Annotated in this window: 16 protein-coding genes and 3 tRNA genes; 7 read left to right on the plus strand and 12 right to left on the minus strand. The window is 65.3% G+C overall.

The features are described 5' to 3' along the window. Positions 1-4: 4 nt before the first annotated feature. From ASE48_RS31390 to ASE48_RS33255, 5 genes are all read right to left on the minus strand, one after another. Positions 5-1,846 (minus strand): DUF3631 domain-containing protein, encoded by a 1,842-nt coding sequence (locus ASE48_RS31390; RefSeq protein WP_057171118.1) that lies wholly within the window; start codon positions 1,844-1,846, stop codon positions 5-7. Continuing rightward, entirely contained in the window at positions 1,843-2,214 is a 372-nt protein-coding gene (locus tag ASE48_RS31395; RefSeq protein ID WP_057171119.1) for a DUF2742 domain-containing protein, read from the minus strand. The genes ASE48_RS31390 and ASE48_RS31395 overlap by 4 nt, the downstream gene beginning before the upstream one ends. Further along, positions 2,211-2,486 carry a hypothetical protein gene (locus tag ASE48_RS33045; protein WP_162264302.1) on the minus strand — a complete coding sequence of 92 codons (276 nt, stop codon included), beginning with the start codon at positions 2,484-2,486 and terminating at the stop codon, positions 2,211-2,213. Before ASE48_RS33045 ends, ASE48_RS31395 begins: the two co-directional genes overlap by 4 nt. Before the next feature lie 210 nt (positions 2,487-2,696). Next, a complete protein-coding gene (locus ASE48_RS31410) occupies positions 2,697-3,200 on the minus strand; it encodes a hypothetical protein (protein ID WP_156409466.1) in 504 nt (167 codons plus the stop codon). Positions 3,201-3,355: 155 nt separating this feature from the next. Continuing rightward, positions 3,356-3,532, minus strand: a complete 177-nt coding sequence (locus tag ASE48_RS33255) for a hypothetical protein (RefSeq protein WP_200962315.1) — start codon at positions 3,530-3,532, stop codon at positions 3,356-3,358. A 119-nt stretch (positions 3,533-3,651) separates the two neighbouring features. Here ASE48_RS33255 and ASE48_RS32970 point away from each other — a divergent pair, with 119 nt between their 5' ends. Together ASE48_RS32970 and ASE48_RS31415 are read left to right on the plus strand one after the other, a co-directional pair. After that, the gene (locus ASE48_RS32970; RefSeq protein ID WP_156409467.1) at positions 3,652-4,221 is read left to right on the plus strand and encodes a hypothetical protein; all 570 of its coding nucleotides are present in this window, start codon (positions 3,652-3,654) and stop codon (positions 4,219-4,221) included. Then, complete coding sequence (locus tag ASE48_RS31415) at positions 4,214-5,383, plus strand: tyrosine-type recombinase/integrase (protein WP_057171123.1); 1,170 nt, start codon at positions 4,214-4,216, stop codon at positions 5,381-5,383. Before ASE48_RS32970 ends, ASE48_RS31415 begins: the two co-directional genes overlap by 8 nt. A 67-nt stretch (positions 5,384-5,450) precedes the next feature. On the opposite strand, the gene ASE48_RS31420 is transcribed toward ASE48_RS31415, so the two are convergent. Continuing rightward, positions 5,451-5,526, minus strand: a tRNA-Arg gene (locus ASE48_RS31420). Between the two features lie 62 nt (positions 5,527-5,588). Continuing rightward, positions 5,589-5,677, minus strand: a tRNA-Ser gene (locus ASE48_RS31425). 106 nt (positions 5,678-5,783) lie between these two features. Between ASE48_RS31425 and hisC the strand changes: the two genes are divergently transcribed. From hisC to ASE48_RS31440, 3 genes are read left to right on the plus strand one after another with little or no spacing between them, the layout of a single operon-like run. After that, positions 5,784-6,845, plus strand: a complete 1,062-nt coding sequence (hisC, locus tag ASE48_RS31430) for a histidinol-phosphate transaminase (protein WP_057171124.1) — start codon at positions 5,784-5,786, stop codon at positions 6,843-6,845. Beyond that, positions 6,842-7,294, plus strand: a complete 453-nt coding sequence (locus ASE48_RS31435) for a hypothetical protein (RefSeq protein WP_327049672.1) — start codon at positions 6,842-6,844, stop codon at positions 7,292-7,294. Before hisC ends, ASE48_RS31435 begins: the two co-directional genes overlap by 4 nt. Positions 7,295-7,312: 18 nt before the next feature. Further along, positions 7,313-8,122 carry a crotonase/enoyl-CoA hydratase family protein gene (locus tag ASE48_RS31440; protein ID WP_057171125.1) on the plus strand — a complete coding sequence of 270 codons (810 nt, stop codon included), beginning with the start codon at positions 7,313-7,315 and terminating at the stop codon, positions 8,120-8,122. Here the strand turns inward: ASE48_RS31440 and ASE48_RS31445 are convergent. Then, a complete protein-coding gene (locus ASE48_RS31445) occupies positions 8,109-9,017 on the minus strand; it encodes an NAD-dependent epimerase/dehydratase family protein (protein WP_057171126.1) in 909 nt (302 codons plus the stop codon). The genes ASE48_RS31440 and ASE48_RS31445 overlap by 14 nt on opposite strands. Positions 9,018-9,086: 69 nt before the next feature. Then, the gene (locus tag ASE48_RS31450; RefSeq protein WP_057171127.1) at positions 9,087-10,130 is read right to left on the minus strand and encodes a linear amide C-N hydrolase; all 1,044 of its coding nucleotides are present in this window, start codon (positions 10,128-10,130) and stop codon (positions 9,087-9,089) included. A 199-nt stretch (positions 10,131-10,329) separates the two neighbouring features. On the opposite strand from ASE48_RS31450, the gene ASE48_RS31455 reads away from it, so the two are divergent. Both ASE48_RS31455 and ASE48_RS31460 read left to right on the plus strand, forming a co-directional pair. Beyond that, entirely contained in the window at positions 10,330-11,319 is a 990-nt protein-coding gene (locus tag ASE48_RS31455; protein ID WP_162264303.1) for a hypothetical protein, read from the plus strand. Between the two features lie 805 nt (positions 11,320-12,124). Then, positions 12,125-12,499, plus strand: coding sequence for a MerR family transcriptional regulator (locus ASE48_RS31460; RefSeq protein ID WP_442928793.1), 375 nt, complete (start codon positions 12,125-12,127; stop codon positions 12,497-12,499). Between the two features lie 241 nt (positions 12,500-12,740). On the opposite strand, the gene ASE48_RS31465 is transcribed toward ASE48_RS31460, so the two are convergent. The 3 genes from ASE48_RS31465 to ASE48_RS31475 all read right to left on the minus strand — a co-directional run bounded on the left by ASE48_RS31465 (position 12,741) and on the right by ASE48_RS31475 (position 14,845). Further along, positions 12,741-13,730 (minus strand): hypothetical protein, encoded by a 990-nt coding sequence (locus tag ASE48_RS31465; protein WP_057171129.1) that lies wholly within the window; start codon positions 13,728-13,730, stop codon positions 12,741-12,743. 493 nt (positions 13,731-14,223) lie between these two features. Further along, positions 14,224-14,313, minus strand: a tRNA-Ser gene (locus ASE48_RS31470). Between the two features lie 19 nt (positions 14,314-14,332). After that, the gene (locus ASE48_RS31475; protein WP_057171130.1) at positions 14,333-14,845 is read right to left on the minus strand and encodes a MarR family winged helix-turn-helix transcriptional regulator; all 513 of its coding nucleotides are present in this window, start codon (positions 14,843-14,845) and stop codon (positions 14,333-14,335) included. Positions 14,846-14,880 lie beyond the last annotated feature (35 nt).

Raw genomic sequence — 14,880 nt, forward strand, 5'->3', positions numbered from 1 at the left:
TGGATCACGCGGACACCCCGTCATCGGTGTCTGACGACTTGAGGGTCCAGATGGTTTCGGATCCGCGCCGGGTGGATTCGATGCGCCCAGATTCGGTGGCAGCGTGCCGTGCTGCGGTCCACGAGTGGCCGTTCGCGCCAGCGGCGGACCGGAAGGCCGTCTTATCCACTTCGGCTCCCAAGGGCAGAGCGGCCAAGTAGTCGTTCACCCAGTCGTCGGCAGAACGGTATGGCGCCGAACCCTCTCCAGTGATGCTCCACTTGGCGGTGCCCCCGGCGCGGTCAATGACGACGATGTCGGGGTTGGCGGACGCGGCACCACGGAGCTGTTGACGGGTGTACCCCTGGGCCTGACCCGCTTGATACACCAGCAGCGACATCGCGGTCGTTTCCCCGGCTGCCCGAAGGTCGGCGATGTGGGCGTCGAACCACTTCTGGCAGGACACCTTCGCTTGACCCTTAGTTGTTTGCTGGCGTCGGTGTTTGGCGGTACAGAAGTCGCACAGACCGGTGTCGCGTCGGGTAGGGGCGCGACGGCAGTCCGGGCACAGTGTGGAGGTGGCGGCACCTTGTGCACCGGAGGGAAGCGGCACATCCGGCACAAGCGGCACAACTTCGTGTAACACCTGCTCAGGGGCATTAAATGCACGTGCCGCTTGTGTGCCGGATGTGCCGCTTAACGATGTATCCGGCACAGTCCGCAACGCGCCGACCTGCAATGTGTCGGCTGTGCCGCTTGTGCCGCTTACAGATGGGGTAAGCCAGTGATCCCATGCTTGACGTAGTCCCGTGGGGCCGTGCACGTCGTACCCCTTGGACGTTGCGATACCCAATCTGATGCTCTTGGACTTCACTCCGTAGCGGTTCAGTTCCTTTGCTAGACGTCGTTGGTCAAGCGGTTTGCCCCACAGGTCACGCCACTCAGATTCGGCGTCGGCGGTCAGCTTGGCGATGATGTCCGACGACCACATGGCATCTACGTTCTCGCCCTCCAGCAACAGTTGGATGTCGCGCAGCAGGCGCTGCCCGATGGACAGCTTCTCGTCATCCGCTGCGGAGTCCACGACGAAGAACGTGCACGCCTCTCGGGAACGCCGCGCCCAGTCCGGGCCTGCCAGATCCGCTATCGCAATGAGCGGTTCCCAAATCTCTGCGGAGCGGTCTGTGACGCCGCTGGGCAGTGTGGGGCGCGCCGACGCAAGGCGTTCTTCATGTTCCTTGGTCCATGCGTCGAGCTGCTCGCGGATGGGAGCGGCTTCGGCCAGGGCGGCGCGCTCCCGGAAGTCGGCTACCTTCTGGTCGGGTCGTCGGCGTCGCATGTGGATGGTGATGCCTCGGGTCTTGATGGTGTCGGGCATCTTCCCGGCCAGCCCGGCGAGCGCGACGGGTGCGTGGACGGGGAATTCTCTGACGCGCATGTTCTTGGCGTCGCCTTCGCAGCGGTCGACGGTGGCGCCCTTGCGGTACCCGGCGTTAAACAACGCGCGGAGGTCTTCGGCCTGCGGGCTGGAGTTCTTGCCGAAGATGGCGTCAGCTTCGTCTTGGAGAACGGTGGGGGGTGGAAGGCCGTCGTCGTCGGCGGCGGCGATCCGCCGATACAGGGCGGCGGTGGTGGTGGACAAGGTGAGCTTGGCGGAGCGGCACAGCAGGGCCAGTAACTCCAGAACTCGCGTCTTGCCGCTGCCCGGTTCGGCGGAGTCCAGGATCAGGCGCGGCGTCACATAGAAAGCGTTGACGACCCAGGTGTGTAGAACCCAGAGTGCGATGACGGTGCTGTGGTGTGGCGACTGGAAGGCCAAGTACTTGTTGACCATCCGGTCGACTTCGTTGAGCAGGTCGGTAGTCACGCGACCCCCTTTCGTCGTTCGATGTATGTGGGGCCGCTGCGCCCACGGAGGCGGTTAGCTTGGGTGGACCAGTCGGTTGCTTCGGCGATGGCGCGGGAGGCGTCGGCACGATGTTCTTGATCTACGTCGTGCAGGAGTGCTTCGCGGATGCCTCCGAGGATCAGGGAGAGCAACTTGGTGGCGTCGTCGTCGGACATCGAGCACCATGCCGGGGTGCCGGGGATAACGAGGTCATTGGAGAGCAGGTCGATTCCGCGGCTTGACGCCCAACGTTGTGCGAACTGGTACACCGAGAACCACGACACCTGGCACGACGAGGGGTAGCCCCCGGCGTCGCGGCCGGGGGCTACCTCGTTGTTGTCGTTCACAGCCGCCGCGCCGTGAACGTGTCGGAGAAGCTGGGGAACCGGGTGTCGCAGTCCTCGCAGTAGGTGCGGCCGATATTGTCCCGATGCCATTCCCAGTAGTGATGCCCGCAGACGGTCCCCCGGTAGCAGCCATGGAGATTCACATCCCAGTTTGCCGGCCGTCTGCACGGCTTGTGGTTGGGCAAGTCGGCATACCAATCGCACGGCACGCGGTCTCCCCAATGGGCGACGAGATCGCCGAACTGCATATCGGTTTCGGTGCCCCTACTCATCAGCGGACCGCCCGCCGTCAAGCGCGGACCGGAGCTGGTCAAGGTCAGCCAAGACGAAGCGCGCCCGGTCAAGGATCTCTTCAGCGCGAGCTCGGCGTGCCCCGTCGAGATGTGCAGCGGCAGAGTCGATCAAGCAGCAGACCGTGTCTGCGTGGCCTCGTGCACCGTCGACATCCCAGCGGGCCGCGTAGGTGCGGTCAACGGCGGCGGTCACTTTTCACCACCAACCATGTCGACCGCGGCGAGGATCACGTTGGCGAAGTCACGCGCCTCGTCCAGCGTGAGGGTGATCCCCAGCGAGTTCCACTTCTCATCTAGGTAGCGCGTCATGGTGATGCCGACGCCCGCCCAGCCGTCGCCGATGAGTCGTCCGCGAACCCGGAATCCGCAAGGGAGTAGGCACTCGCCGATCGCTTCGCCGCCCATGCGGTTCGCCGGAACGTGTGCGGTGGTGCTGTTGAATGTGGTCCAGCCGACTGACTTACCGATTTCGTCGCAGTCGGGGTCAGCCCAGGCGGGCCGCGGGATCGGAATTATCTTCTCTGCGTCGCCGCCGTGGTCGATCGCGATATCTCTGCCAGACAGTTCTTCCCAACGCGCGAGGACCGGGTCAGGCGGGTCGAGTTCGACCGGTGTGAGTTCGGCCGGGGACACCTCGTCGAGGTCGACAGGGGGGGTGATGTTCGTGTTGCGTTTTGTCGTGCGAGTAGCCATGATGTGGTTACCTAACTTCTCTCTGCTGAGGGTTGGTTACGAAGCCTCGGAGGCGGCAACCTCCGGGGCTTCACTCTTTCCGGGACGTAGATCTTCGGTTCTGTCGTTCTCGATCAAGCCCAGGTCGGCGTGATCCTGCTGTGGGAGCGTCCGCATCAGGCCGTCGCTCGTTCCAGCCGCGACAAGTACTCGTCAATTTGGCGATCTGTCGAGAAGCGCTTTCGCCCGATCGTGACCGAACCCAGTTCTCCCGAGGCCCACAGGTTGAAGACAGTGGACCGGCCGATGCCGAGCCTGGCGCCCGTGGCGATGTGGTCGTTGTTCCTGTTCATTACCTCTCCTCCACTTTCCGCTTACGTGTATCGACGTTCAGGAGAATCCACTTGCGTCGATGCACGCAAGAATAGGCACATCTCGTGTATCGACGCAAGAGTGGGCTACTCTGCGTGTCATGGCGTCACGCCCGAAGCGGGAAAACTGGTCAGACTCCCCTCCCCAGAACTGGGCCGAGCGGGAGGCATACCGGTTCTCGCGAGTCGTCCAAGAGCTGCGGCGGGGAAGGTCCGCGCAATGGCTTTCAGATGAGACTCACAAGCTTGGACACCGGGTGTCGCGGGCGGTCATCTCAGATCTCGAAACCGGCCGGCGACGGTACGTCACCACCAGTGAGTTGCTAGTCCTGGCTGCAGCGCTGGAAACATCGCCTGTGACACTTATGTACCCCGGCCCATACCAAGATCAGGTGGAGATTCTTCCTGGATTGGACGGCACGCAATTTGATGCAGCTCAGTGGTTTTCGGGAGACGGGACACGGGGGTTAACGCCAGACCCATCGACTTCTCGAGGTCGCTGGCTCTTCCACGTACAGCAGCTGCGTCAGTGGCGTCGACTTGAAACCCTCGAAGACCGACGGAGGTTTTTGGCATCCGAAGTGGATGCCGACAGAGATCAGATTGCGTTCTACGACGAGCAGATTCGCGACCTGAAGACCGAACTGCAGCACGGAGGCGAGGATGCCTAGACAGAGGATGACTCCTGGCGAGCACGGCCGAATCGCAGAACGCTTACACCGCGGAAAGTTTTACGCCACAACATATGTGCGCGACACCGACGGAAAGCGGCGTCGAGTCGAGCGATCGAGCGTTAAGAGCGCCGAGGACGCCCGCCGGCTGCTGCAGCGTCACCTCAAGGACCGTCGAGCGCCGATTGCTCGGCAGGAGGTCACCGACAAAACGACGCTGTCGGAGCTGTTTGAGGTATGGGTTCTGGCGAAGGCCAATGAGGATGGAGTGTCGCCTCAGACGGTGGATCAGTACCGCCAGGTATGGGCGAAGCACGGAGCGACCCAATTGGGGGCGCTGCGTATCCGAGAGGTGGAGGCCCCACAGGCCCAGCGGCACTTGCAGGACATGGGCGCCACGACTCAGGCGAAGAGGATGCGGATGATCCTCGTTGGCATGTACTCGACGGCCGTGCGGTTTGGTGTTGTCGCAGTGAATCCGATCAGGGAGGCGCAGCCCTCGAAGGCCGTGCCCAAGGTGGTTACCCGCGAGATCCAGCAAGGCGACCTTGACCGCGTCCGGGCTGCCGCGCGGGCGTACGCGGAGCGCTCTGGGCCAGGACCGCAGCCGGGACGACTCCTGCCGGCGTTCGTCGATCTGTTGATCGCCACCGGAGGCCGGCCGAATGAGATCTTGGCGCTGAGGTGGTCCGACTGCGATCTCGGCGCAGATCCACCGACGATCACGATTCGCGGCACCCTGATCGACCACGGGCGTATCGCAGGGCGTCCGCTACACCGGCAGGACAAGCGCAAGGGTGACGCCCCGGAACACACGGTGCTGCTCCCCCGCGTCGGTGTCGAGGCACTCGAAGCTCTGAAGAATCATGCAGTCGGCGACGGCCCCGTCTTCTCCAACCGTGACGGCGGGTGGATGTCACTGGCCAACATGCGGCGGTCCCTCCGGGCGGCCCTACCGGAGGACCTACGGGCGGCGATCACACCGCACACATTCCGGCGCGCAGTCGCCACGGTCGTGCGGAACAAGATGGGTGCGGAGATGGCGCAGCAGCAGCTGTCGCACGCAAAGCTGGCGACCACGGAGAAGCATTATCTTCAGCGTCACACTCACGGCCCGGACGTGCGCCACGTGTTGGACGAGTACGCCAGCGTCCGGGAATGAATGTAGCGGGAAAGTAGCGGCTCCCGGGCGTGTTGCTTATGCCGCGGGAGCCGTTCGTGCTGCTAGATGGTGCGCCCGAAGGGATTCGAACCCCTAACCTTCTGATCCGTAGTCAGATGCTCTATCCGTTGAGCTACGGGCGCTCGGTCTTGCTGGTCTTGCTGGTCGAACTTTATCTTGCCGGTCGAACTATTCAGTTATGCAGCGGAGGCGAGAGGATTTGAACCTCCGGTCCGCTTTAAGGCGGACAACTCATTAGCAGTGAGTCCCATTCGGCCGCTCTGGCACGCCTCCTGAACGATCTGAGGGTACCGGACCCCCGGAACCGCCGAGCGCACAGATTACACAGGCCGGAGCGCGGAAGGCAAAGCGCGCCTCCGCGCACCCCTAGAATGACTGGGTGACCGCCCGTCTGCGACCCGAGCTGGCCGATCTGCCGGCCTACACGCCGGGCCGCACCGTGCCCGGCGCCATCAAGATCGCCAGCAACGAGACCGTGGACGGTCCGCTGCCCAGCGTGATGGAGGCCATCACCACTGCCGCCGCCGGCATCAACCGGTACCCCGACAACGGCTACCTGGATCTGCGCGAGCGCCTCGCCAAGCACGTCAACTTCGCGCCGGAGAACATCTCGGTGGGTTCCGGCTCGGTCAGCCTGTGCCAGCAGCTCATCCAGATCACCTCCACCGTGGGCGACGAGGTGATGTTCGGCTGGCGCAGCTTCGAGATCTACCCGCTACAGGTGCGCACCGCCGGGGCGACCCCGGTCGCGGTGCCGCTCAAGAACCACACCCACGACCTCGACGCCATGCTGGCGGCCGTCACCGACCGCACCCGGCTGATCTTCGTCTGCAATCCGAACAACCCGACCTCCACCGTCGTCGACCCGAACGCCCTGGAGGCCTTCGTCGCGGAGGTCCCCTCCGACGTCCTCATCGTGATCGACGAGGCCTATGTCGAGTACATCCGCGACGGCCTGTTGCCGGACAGTCTGGGCCTGGTCCGCAGGTACCCGAACGTCGTTGTACTGCGCACCTTCTCGAAGGCCTACGGGCTGGCCGGGCTGCGCATCGGTTACGCGGTGGCCGATCCGGACATCATCACCGCACTGGGCAAGGTGTACGTCCCGTTCACCGCGACCACCATCTCGCAGGCCGCGGCCATCGCCTCCATCGACGCGGCCGACGAACTGCTGGCCCGCACCGACGCCGTGGTCGCCGAACGCGCCAGGGTGAGCGCCGCGCTGAGCGCTGCCGGCTACGACCTGCCCGCCTCGCAGGCCAACTTCGTCTGGCTGCCGATGCCCGGCCGCTGCGACGAGTTCACCAATGCCGCGGCCGACAACCGGCTGCTGGTGCGGCCCTACGGGCAGGACGGCGTGCGCGTCACGGTCGCCGCCCCGCACGAGAACGACGCGTTTCTGGCTTTCGCCCGACAGTGGATCCGAGGAGAACAGCCATGATGCGCACCGTGGTGGCCGCAGGCGCCGGCCTGATCGCGCTCGGCCTGCTGACCGGATGTGGGCGCAGCACCGACGGCACCGTCGCGATGACCACCGAACCGGGGCCGCCGCTGAGCTCGGAGCCGACCACCACGGGCCGCGGTACGCCCGGATTGCCGCAGATTCCCGGGCTCCCGGAGATCACCATCCCCAACTTCCCGATGCCGGGCCAGGAGTCCGACGTCCCCGATGTCCCGGCGCCGCCGGATGCGCTGACGATGAAATGCTCGGAGTTCAACAAGCTCGATGCCGCGACCAGGAAGGCCGTCGTCAACGCCATCCTGGAAGGCGAGGATTCGATCCTCGGACCGGAGAATGTGGACATCGCCCGATCGCTCGCCGAGGCGGTCTGCCAGTTCATGACCGACAGCACGGTCAGTGAGGTGCTGCTCGGAGGACCCGTTCCGTAGCGGGTTAGCCTTCACGCCATGGCATATGAATCCGTCACGGTGGAGATCGCCGACCATATCGCCCGGGTGACCCTGATCGGCCCCGGCAAGGGCAACGCGATGGGCCCCGCGTTCTGGGCCGAGCTGCCCGAGGTGTTCGGCACGCTGGACGCCGACCCCGAGGTACGGGCCATCGTGCTGACCGGTTCGGGGAAGAACTTCAGCTACGGCCTGGACCTGGCCGCCATGGGCGCCACCATGCCGGGCCTGGACGCCGGCGCCAAGGATCGCCTCGGCTTTCACCAGAAGCTCACCAAGATGCAGGGCGCCATCAGCGCCGTGGCCGACTGCCGCACACCCACCATCGCCTCGGTGCACGGCTGGTGCATCGGCGGCGGCGTCGACCTGATCAGCGCGGTGGACATCCGCTACGCCAGCGCCGACGCCAAGTTCTCGGTGCGCGAGGTGAAGCTGGCCATCGTCGCCGATGTGGGCTCGCTGGCCCGCCTGCCGCTGATCCTGTCCGACGGGCACCTGCGCGAGCTCACGCTCACGGGTAAGGACATCGACGCCTCGCGTGCCGAGAAGATCGGTCTGGTCAACGACGTCCACGCCGACGCCGACGCCTCCCTGGCCGCCGCGCACGCCACCGCCGCCGAGATCGCGGCCAACCCGCCGCTGACCGTGCACGGCGTGAAGGACGTGCTGGATCAGCAGCGCATCGGCCGGGTCTCGGAGAGCCTGCGCTATGTGGCGGCGTGGAACTCGGCGTTCCTGCCCTCGAAGGATCTGGGCGAGGCGGTCACCGCGATGTTCCAGAAGCGCCCCGCGCAGTTCACCGGGGAATAGGCGTCCAGCCCAGTTCGGCCTTGGCCTTCGCATTGGACAACGGCAGCCACGCGGTGCCGAACGCGGTGGCTGCGTACGGTGCCACCAGCCGAACCAGGCTGCGCGGCACCGGCAACGGTCGCGGACGACCCAGCCCGGCGCTGAGTTCGCGCACATAGTCACCGAACGACTGTGGCCGGTCATCGACGATGTTGTAGATCTGCCCGCCCCGCCCCCTGTCCAGGGCATCGGCGGTCGCGCGCGCGACATCGTCGATGTGAGTCCAGGACAGCACGCCATGACCGTTCAGCGCCGGTAGCGCCCACCACTTGGCCAGCGCGCGGAACAGATCGTCGTGCGTGACGCCGGGACCGTAGAAAACGCCGTAGCGCAACACGATTCCCTCGGTGGCACCATGCTGACCCGACTCGAGCACCGTGCGCTCCATCCCGCGAAGGGCGGCGAGCATCGCGGCGCCCCCGGGCGGCGGCGGACCCGGATACGGGTCGCTCTCGTCCAGCAGGGCCGGCCCGGTCGGTGCATACCCGTAGGCGAAGATCACCGATTCGGCGATCACCCGGCACACCCCGGCACGCTGGGCCGCAGCCACCAGATTGCTTGCGCCACGGCTCCACAACTCCTTGGCGGGCTCGAAATCCTTGATCCGCTTGGGCCCCAGCTTCGGCAGGGTGGTCAGCAGGCTCACCACCACCTCGGGGGCGAATTCCACGAGCGCCGAATCGATCTGGCCGGCGTCGAGTACATCGGCCACCACGGGCTCGGCGCCGCACGCGGCGATCTGCGGCGTTTTCGCCGCGGATCGCGTCACCCCGATGACCTCGTGACCACGCGCGGTGAGCTCCCGCAGCAGCGGAATGCCCGGGACACTGGTCGCCCCCGCCACCAATACACGCATCTACCGAACACCCGCCTTCACCGGCAACCCGATTCTGGGCATGGGCTCACGGTAGACCCGGCGCGGTGCTCACTGGGGCGAAGTAGCCACCTTATGTGTTGCTGCCGCGGATTCCAGCTCTTGCAACAACTTCAGTGACAGGAACGTCATCGGGCCCTTGTCCTCGAACCGGCCGGACACATTGCCCGCGATCCCGCCCTGCACTGCCAGTTGGCTCTGCAGGTCCAGCTTGAGCTGCGGGCTCCCCTCGGCGAAGTCGAGGTCGGCCAGGTCCACCCACACGATGTTGGGCCGGGTGGTCGATTCGTAGACGTACCGTTTGTTCGTCAGGTCCAGCACCACCTGCCAGATGGTCTGCGAGGCATCAGGCTTGCCCGGGTCGGGGATCCGGAACGGCTGCGCCGCATTGCGGATCACCGAGAACATCGACGCGATGGCTTCCACCTGACTTGCGGGTTCGGGGAGCCGGCCGGCGTAATAGCTGGCGCGGGCGAACCGGTCGGCGGCCAGCGTCGAACCGGGCAACGGCTCGGTTCCCCCGAGTCCGGTGAACGACTTCACCAACTCCAGTTGCTGGTCGAAGGTCGGAGAATTGGTCATCACCCGGTAGGTGCGGTCGTGGTACACCGTGGCCTTGCCGTCGATGTACTCGATGATGGCCGAGTCCCCGGAGGCGTCGTCGAGCGCCAGATGGATGGCGGGCGGATCGCCGCCGGTGGGGTCGTCCATCTGTACGACCTGGACGTCGCTCTCGGCGATCCACGCCACCGCGTCGGCCACCGTGGCGAAATTGTCCAGGAAGTACTGCAGCCAGACGGCCTGGCTGAGCTGGGTCCGGCCGGCGTCCGGTGTGCCATAGGTGGACTCGGSGAGCCACAGCACGTGCCCGGCCAGCCCGGCCTCGTTGAGGCCGTCCACCGAGATGATGTCGAAGGCCGCGGCGATGACGCTGCCGTATTTCGAGGTCCAGCGCAGCTTGCCGGTGACGCCATCATCGCGGGTGACACCGCGGGGCTGTGTCCACAGGTTGGTCAGCAGATCCTTGTGGAAGTCCATGTTGCGGCCCACCAGGACGGCTCCGCCGGCTTCCGGCCAGATCACTCGAGTACACATGCGGAACAGCCTATCCAGGACCGTCCCGCAACGGTTCTGGCTGAGGAAAGTGGCACTGCGACATGGCTCTTACACTGCTCCGGCTGTCCATCCGTCGCGGACGAGTTTGCTGCTACGATCCCGCTCGAAGCCGCCGGCCGCTTCGCTCAGAGGGGGAATCGTGGGAAATACTCGCCGCAGCGTGGTACCGGCGTCGATTGTGGCGACAGCCGTCCTGGCCGCATCGGTCTCCATTTCCACGATGCCACCGCACGTGGCGTCGACACGGGTGGCCACGCTGACGTCACCTGCCCCGCAGACACTCCAGGTACGTCTCGCCGGCTTGGTGGAGCAAGCCATCGAAGATGCCACCGCAATGCCCTCGGCCGCCAACGACGTCGAGTCCGCTGAAACGCGAAAAAGCCTGACGTCCAATGCATCAGTGGCGGCCGTTCGCCCGCCTGTGGGCTACAGCCCGTTTTACCCGTTCACGACGCCGACAACGCCGCAGGGGTCACTCGGGTGGTGGGTGACGTTGCCGATAGCCATCCCCGGCCTTGTTTTCGACAGCCTCGCCCAGAGCTTCACGCGGGAACTGAGCGACCGAGGCCTGGACGCACGCCTGGCCAACCAGCCCGAGCTGCTGTCCCGGTACCTCTTGGTGCCGATCGCCGTCACCATCCAGACAGCGCTCACCGGCCTGATCGGTGGGGGCACCGTCGAACTCGGGAAGTTCACCCTGCCTCAGGCAGTGTTCTGGTCGGCCAGGAGCCTGCGCACGGCGATCGCCAATACGATTGCCGCCGAGAAGGATCTGCTCAGCGGTGGAACCGGCGTCCTGCCCGAGGATGAATCCGTCGCGGCTGACAAGCGCATCGCGCTGAGCGCCTCGGCGCCTGCGACGGTCGCAACCGCCACCACGAAGCCCAAAGTTGCCCAGCGGCCTGTCGCGCCGGCACACACCGCGCAGCCACCGACGTCGACACCACCGACCGGTGACACCGCTGACGATGCGGAAACCGACGCCTCCGTGTCGCGGTCGTTGCCGACCGCGGAGACGCCTGCCGGTCACACGAACAGGTTCCGGCTCGGACCGATCTCGCTGCCCAGTCCGTTCCGCGCGGGGCCGGCATCACCCTCGGCTGACCGGGCGGACTCGGATCGCCGCGGCAGCATCAGCGTCAAGTCGGCCGCATCGGGACGAAAATAGGCAGCACGCCGGTCACAGCGACCACCGCGCGGGGCACATCGAGCACTCGCCTCGGCTGCATTCACACGCCCCACGAGCCGCGGAAGTGCACCTGGTGCGCAGCCGTCTGCGGCCGGGACGCCGCTCACCCGACAGCGCGGCGGTGACCAGGGCCACTGCTGCCGAAGTTGCTGCCATCAGCAAGAGCAACCCGTCCGCTATTGCTGAATACATCGCACCGTCCCGCCGAACCGACTCAAACTGGGAATCCTGCGCGCACCGGTAACGCGCTGTAGTTGCCGAGCACATATCAAGATCGTTCCTTAGGACAATGACATGCGGGTTGCGAACGCGTCAATATGGCCCAGCACACATCCCGCGGCGTTCGATCCGGCCAAGAATTTCTGCATCGTCTGCGCGTTAAAATCTATGGTGGCGAAGGTAGACATCCCCATTTGGATGCGCTACATTCGTTCCTGTTGATGACGAAGAGAGCACGAGCGCGGGAGATGACGAACTACCCGCGAAGCAGGGGATTCAAAGCGGCCCAGCCGTATCGACCGGACGCTCCATACCGGTCCGGGTCGCTGCAGTACGCAGTGAGAAGTGCCGAGCAGGTCGATTCACTCGGCGGCAAGAAAGGAGGAGCTACCGTCGGATCGCCCGCAGAAGTTGTCGCGGGCCGATGCCGCAGCTACGAAGCAGTATCGATAGATGGTAACCATCTCCTCAGGGCCGGCGGCCCGGCGCGTCTCATGGCCGGGTTGCCGGCCCTTCTATTTCCTGCGGTAAATTCCAGGCTTTGAATAGTTCCTCTGGTAAGGCCTTGGAAGGCGCTGTGGTACCCCCGAAGAACACATCCGGTACGACCCCCGACGACAGGTTCGATGACGAGGACTACCCGGCCTACAGCATGGGTAGCGCCGCTCAGATGTTGGGAACCACACCAGGGTTCCTACGCAGCCTCGACGAGGCGAAGTTGCTCGCCCCGCAGCGATCCGAGGGCGGGCATCGCAGATACTCCCGCTATCAACTGCGCATCGCCGCCCGCGCCCGTGAACTGGTCGACCAGGGAACAGCCCTCGATGCGGCGTGCCGAATCATCATCCTCGAAGACCAACTCGCCGAAGCGCAGGCGATCAACTCCGAACTCCACAGCCGCTTGGGCGACGACGACACGGCCGCAGGCGCCGGCAATTAGGTTTCAGCGGGGCCTCGCCATAGGACGACGAGGAGGACATCGCGCGAGCGAGCTGCGCTTTGGCTCTTGAACTGCACCACGAACCCGAACGCGCCGACATATACATCCGCGAAACCTATGCGTGATGGGCAATTTCACGGGACCTGAGGCAGTGACCGACACAGAGGCGCGCATCGCGCAGTGAGAAACACGTATCGGGTTGTTGGAAGGCAGTACGTTTGGGTCCGACTGACCCACGCTGCTAGTTCTCAGCGCCGTCCGCGTTACCGCTGCGATCGGAGGACTCCGACCGGCCGGCATTCGGCGACGCATCAGCACCGTCATCGTCCGCCTGCTCGTTCGCCGCAGAGCCACCCGAGGTTGACGTGGCCGGCCGGGTCGACTTCTTCGGCGACGGGAACTTCAGCGTCGGCAGCTTCAACTTCGGCAGCTTCAGGGTCGGGAGCTTGAACGTGGGTTTCTTCGGCACGGACGTCACCACGTCGGCGGTGTCGAGGGCAGTGGTCTCGCCGGTGATCTCCGGCGTGCCGGTCTGGGCTTGCTCGTCGTCGTGCTTCGTCGTGTCAGCGGTCGGGTGCTTGAGCCCCGTTGCCGCCGAAGAGTCTGCCTGCGCAGTCGACAACGTCACCACCGATGCCGCATCCGGGAGCTCGGTCGACGACACCTCCGACGCAGCGGCCGTGGCCCCAGATACCTTGGCGGCCAACGTCGACTGGCCGAACAGTGCCTTCTCGGCGGTGACAAATCCCTCGATGGCGGTCTTCACCGCATCCACGAAGAAGCTCAGCGCCTCGGCCGGGGTGAACTTGCCGTAGACATAGGTTCCCTCCAGCCCGCCCACCAGCGCGGTCTGCACGGCCACGGCGATCGGCAGCACCAGGCTCCGGGCGATCAGCTGGGGCTGCTGGGCCCACCGCGGATCGAAACCCGCCTCGGTGAGAGCCTGTGTCGCCCCGTCGAAGGTCGGCAGCAAGACCGCGGTCTGGGTCGCGAACACCGTCGTCAGCGCGTACCCGATCACGCCGACCGGCTGAGCGTAGGGAACGAACGGGTTGTAGGCCATCAGCTGCACCGGCAGTGACTTCACCTCGTGCACGACAGCCGGCGCGACGTTCTCCGCAGCCCGCTGCACCGGTGGTGCACTCACCGCGGCCGCTGCGGCGATCACCACCGCACCGGTCAGCGCCACCATCGGTGCCATCCGTGCCTGCACATTGTCCTGAGCGTCCACCGCTCCCCCTTCGGTTAGATGAGAAGCTCATATAAGCACAAATATGTTTGCTGCTGTGCGCGAATAATCGCACTGATACTGGCATTTCCCTCCAAGCAAAGTTGCTGTGCGGACCGCCACGCACTCACCTCGACGAACCCCCTATCAGCAAGCAAACGCGTCCCGATAGTCGCCGGACCATCCGCCACCTCAGGGTCGCCCACTCGATTCCCCACGTGCACAGGAACTTCCGCCGCCTCGGACAGACCTCGCTGAGCCAAGGCGCCGCACGGCCATACCGGAATTTGCTGGCGGACCCGTGGGACACCGAATGAGGCCGGTCGCGCGCTGGACCGAGGAATGGTGGCGTCGCCGCCATTCGACTACAGCGACACAGACATCGGCTTCGCCTACGTGCTCGACGCCGCCTCAAGGAGAGTCCCGAACGGCCCTCCCGCTCGGCCTGGTCCACAACGAGGCGGTCCGGATTGGCCGAGATCGAGCAAACAGTTCTTGGCGGTGGCGGAGGGATTTGAACCCCCGGTCGGTGTTAGCCGACTCTCGCTTTCAAGGCGAGTGCATTAGGCCGCTCTGCCACGCCACCGTGGACAAGCCTAAGCGGTCTATACCCGTCCGAGTTTCGCGGGCCGTCCGTCGGCCTGCAATCCGGCGCTGATCCGGCGGCAGTTCTCCCCCGTCGCGGTGATCTGCGAACGGGACAGCCGGCCCAGGTAGTGGTTGCGCACGCCGGCGCTGTAGGTCTGCATCGCCTCGGCCAGCAGGGCGCGGCCCTCGTCGGTGATCGTGGCCAGCACGCCGCGGCGGTCATCCGGGCTGGCGACCCGGGTCACCAGGTTCAGCTTCTCCAGCCGGTGGATCTGGCGGGTCACCCGGCTGGGCAACGACATCAGCCCTTCGGCCAGGTCGCCCATGCGTGCAGATCCGTTGTCGGAGCTGTCCAGGATGTCGAGCAACCGCACATCGTTGAGCGCGAGTCCGTGAGCATCGACCAGTGACCGGTTCAATGTTGCATAGATGCGCAGCGCCGAGTCCAGAAAATTTTGCCAAGATTTCTGCTCAGCGATATCCAGCCCCGGCATGGTGCTTGCCGTTCGCCCCCCAATAATCGCTTCCATCGCGCAATCGTACGGCTGAAACGGGTAGTAGCGTA

Origin of the sequence: Mycobacterium sp. Root265 (assembly GCF_001428895.1) — a bacterium.
Classification (GTDB): Bacteria; Actinomycetota; Actinomycetes; order Mycobacteriales; family Mycobacteriaceae; genus Mycobacterium.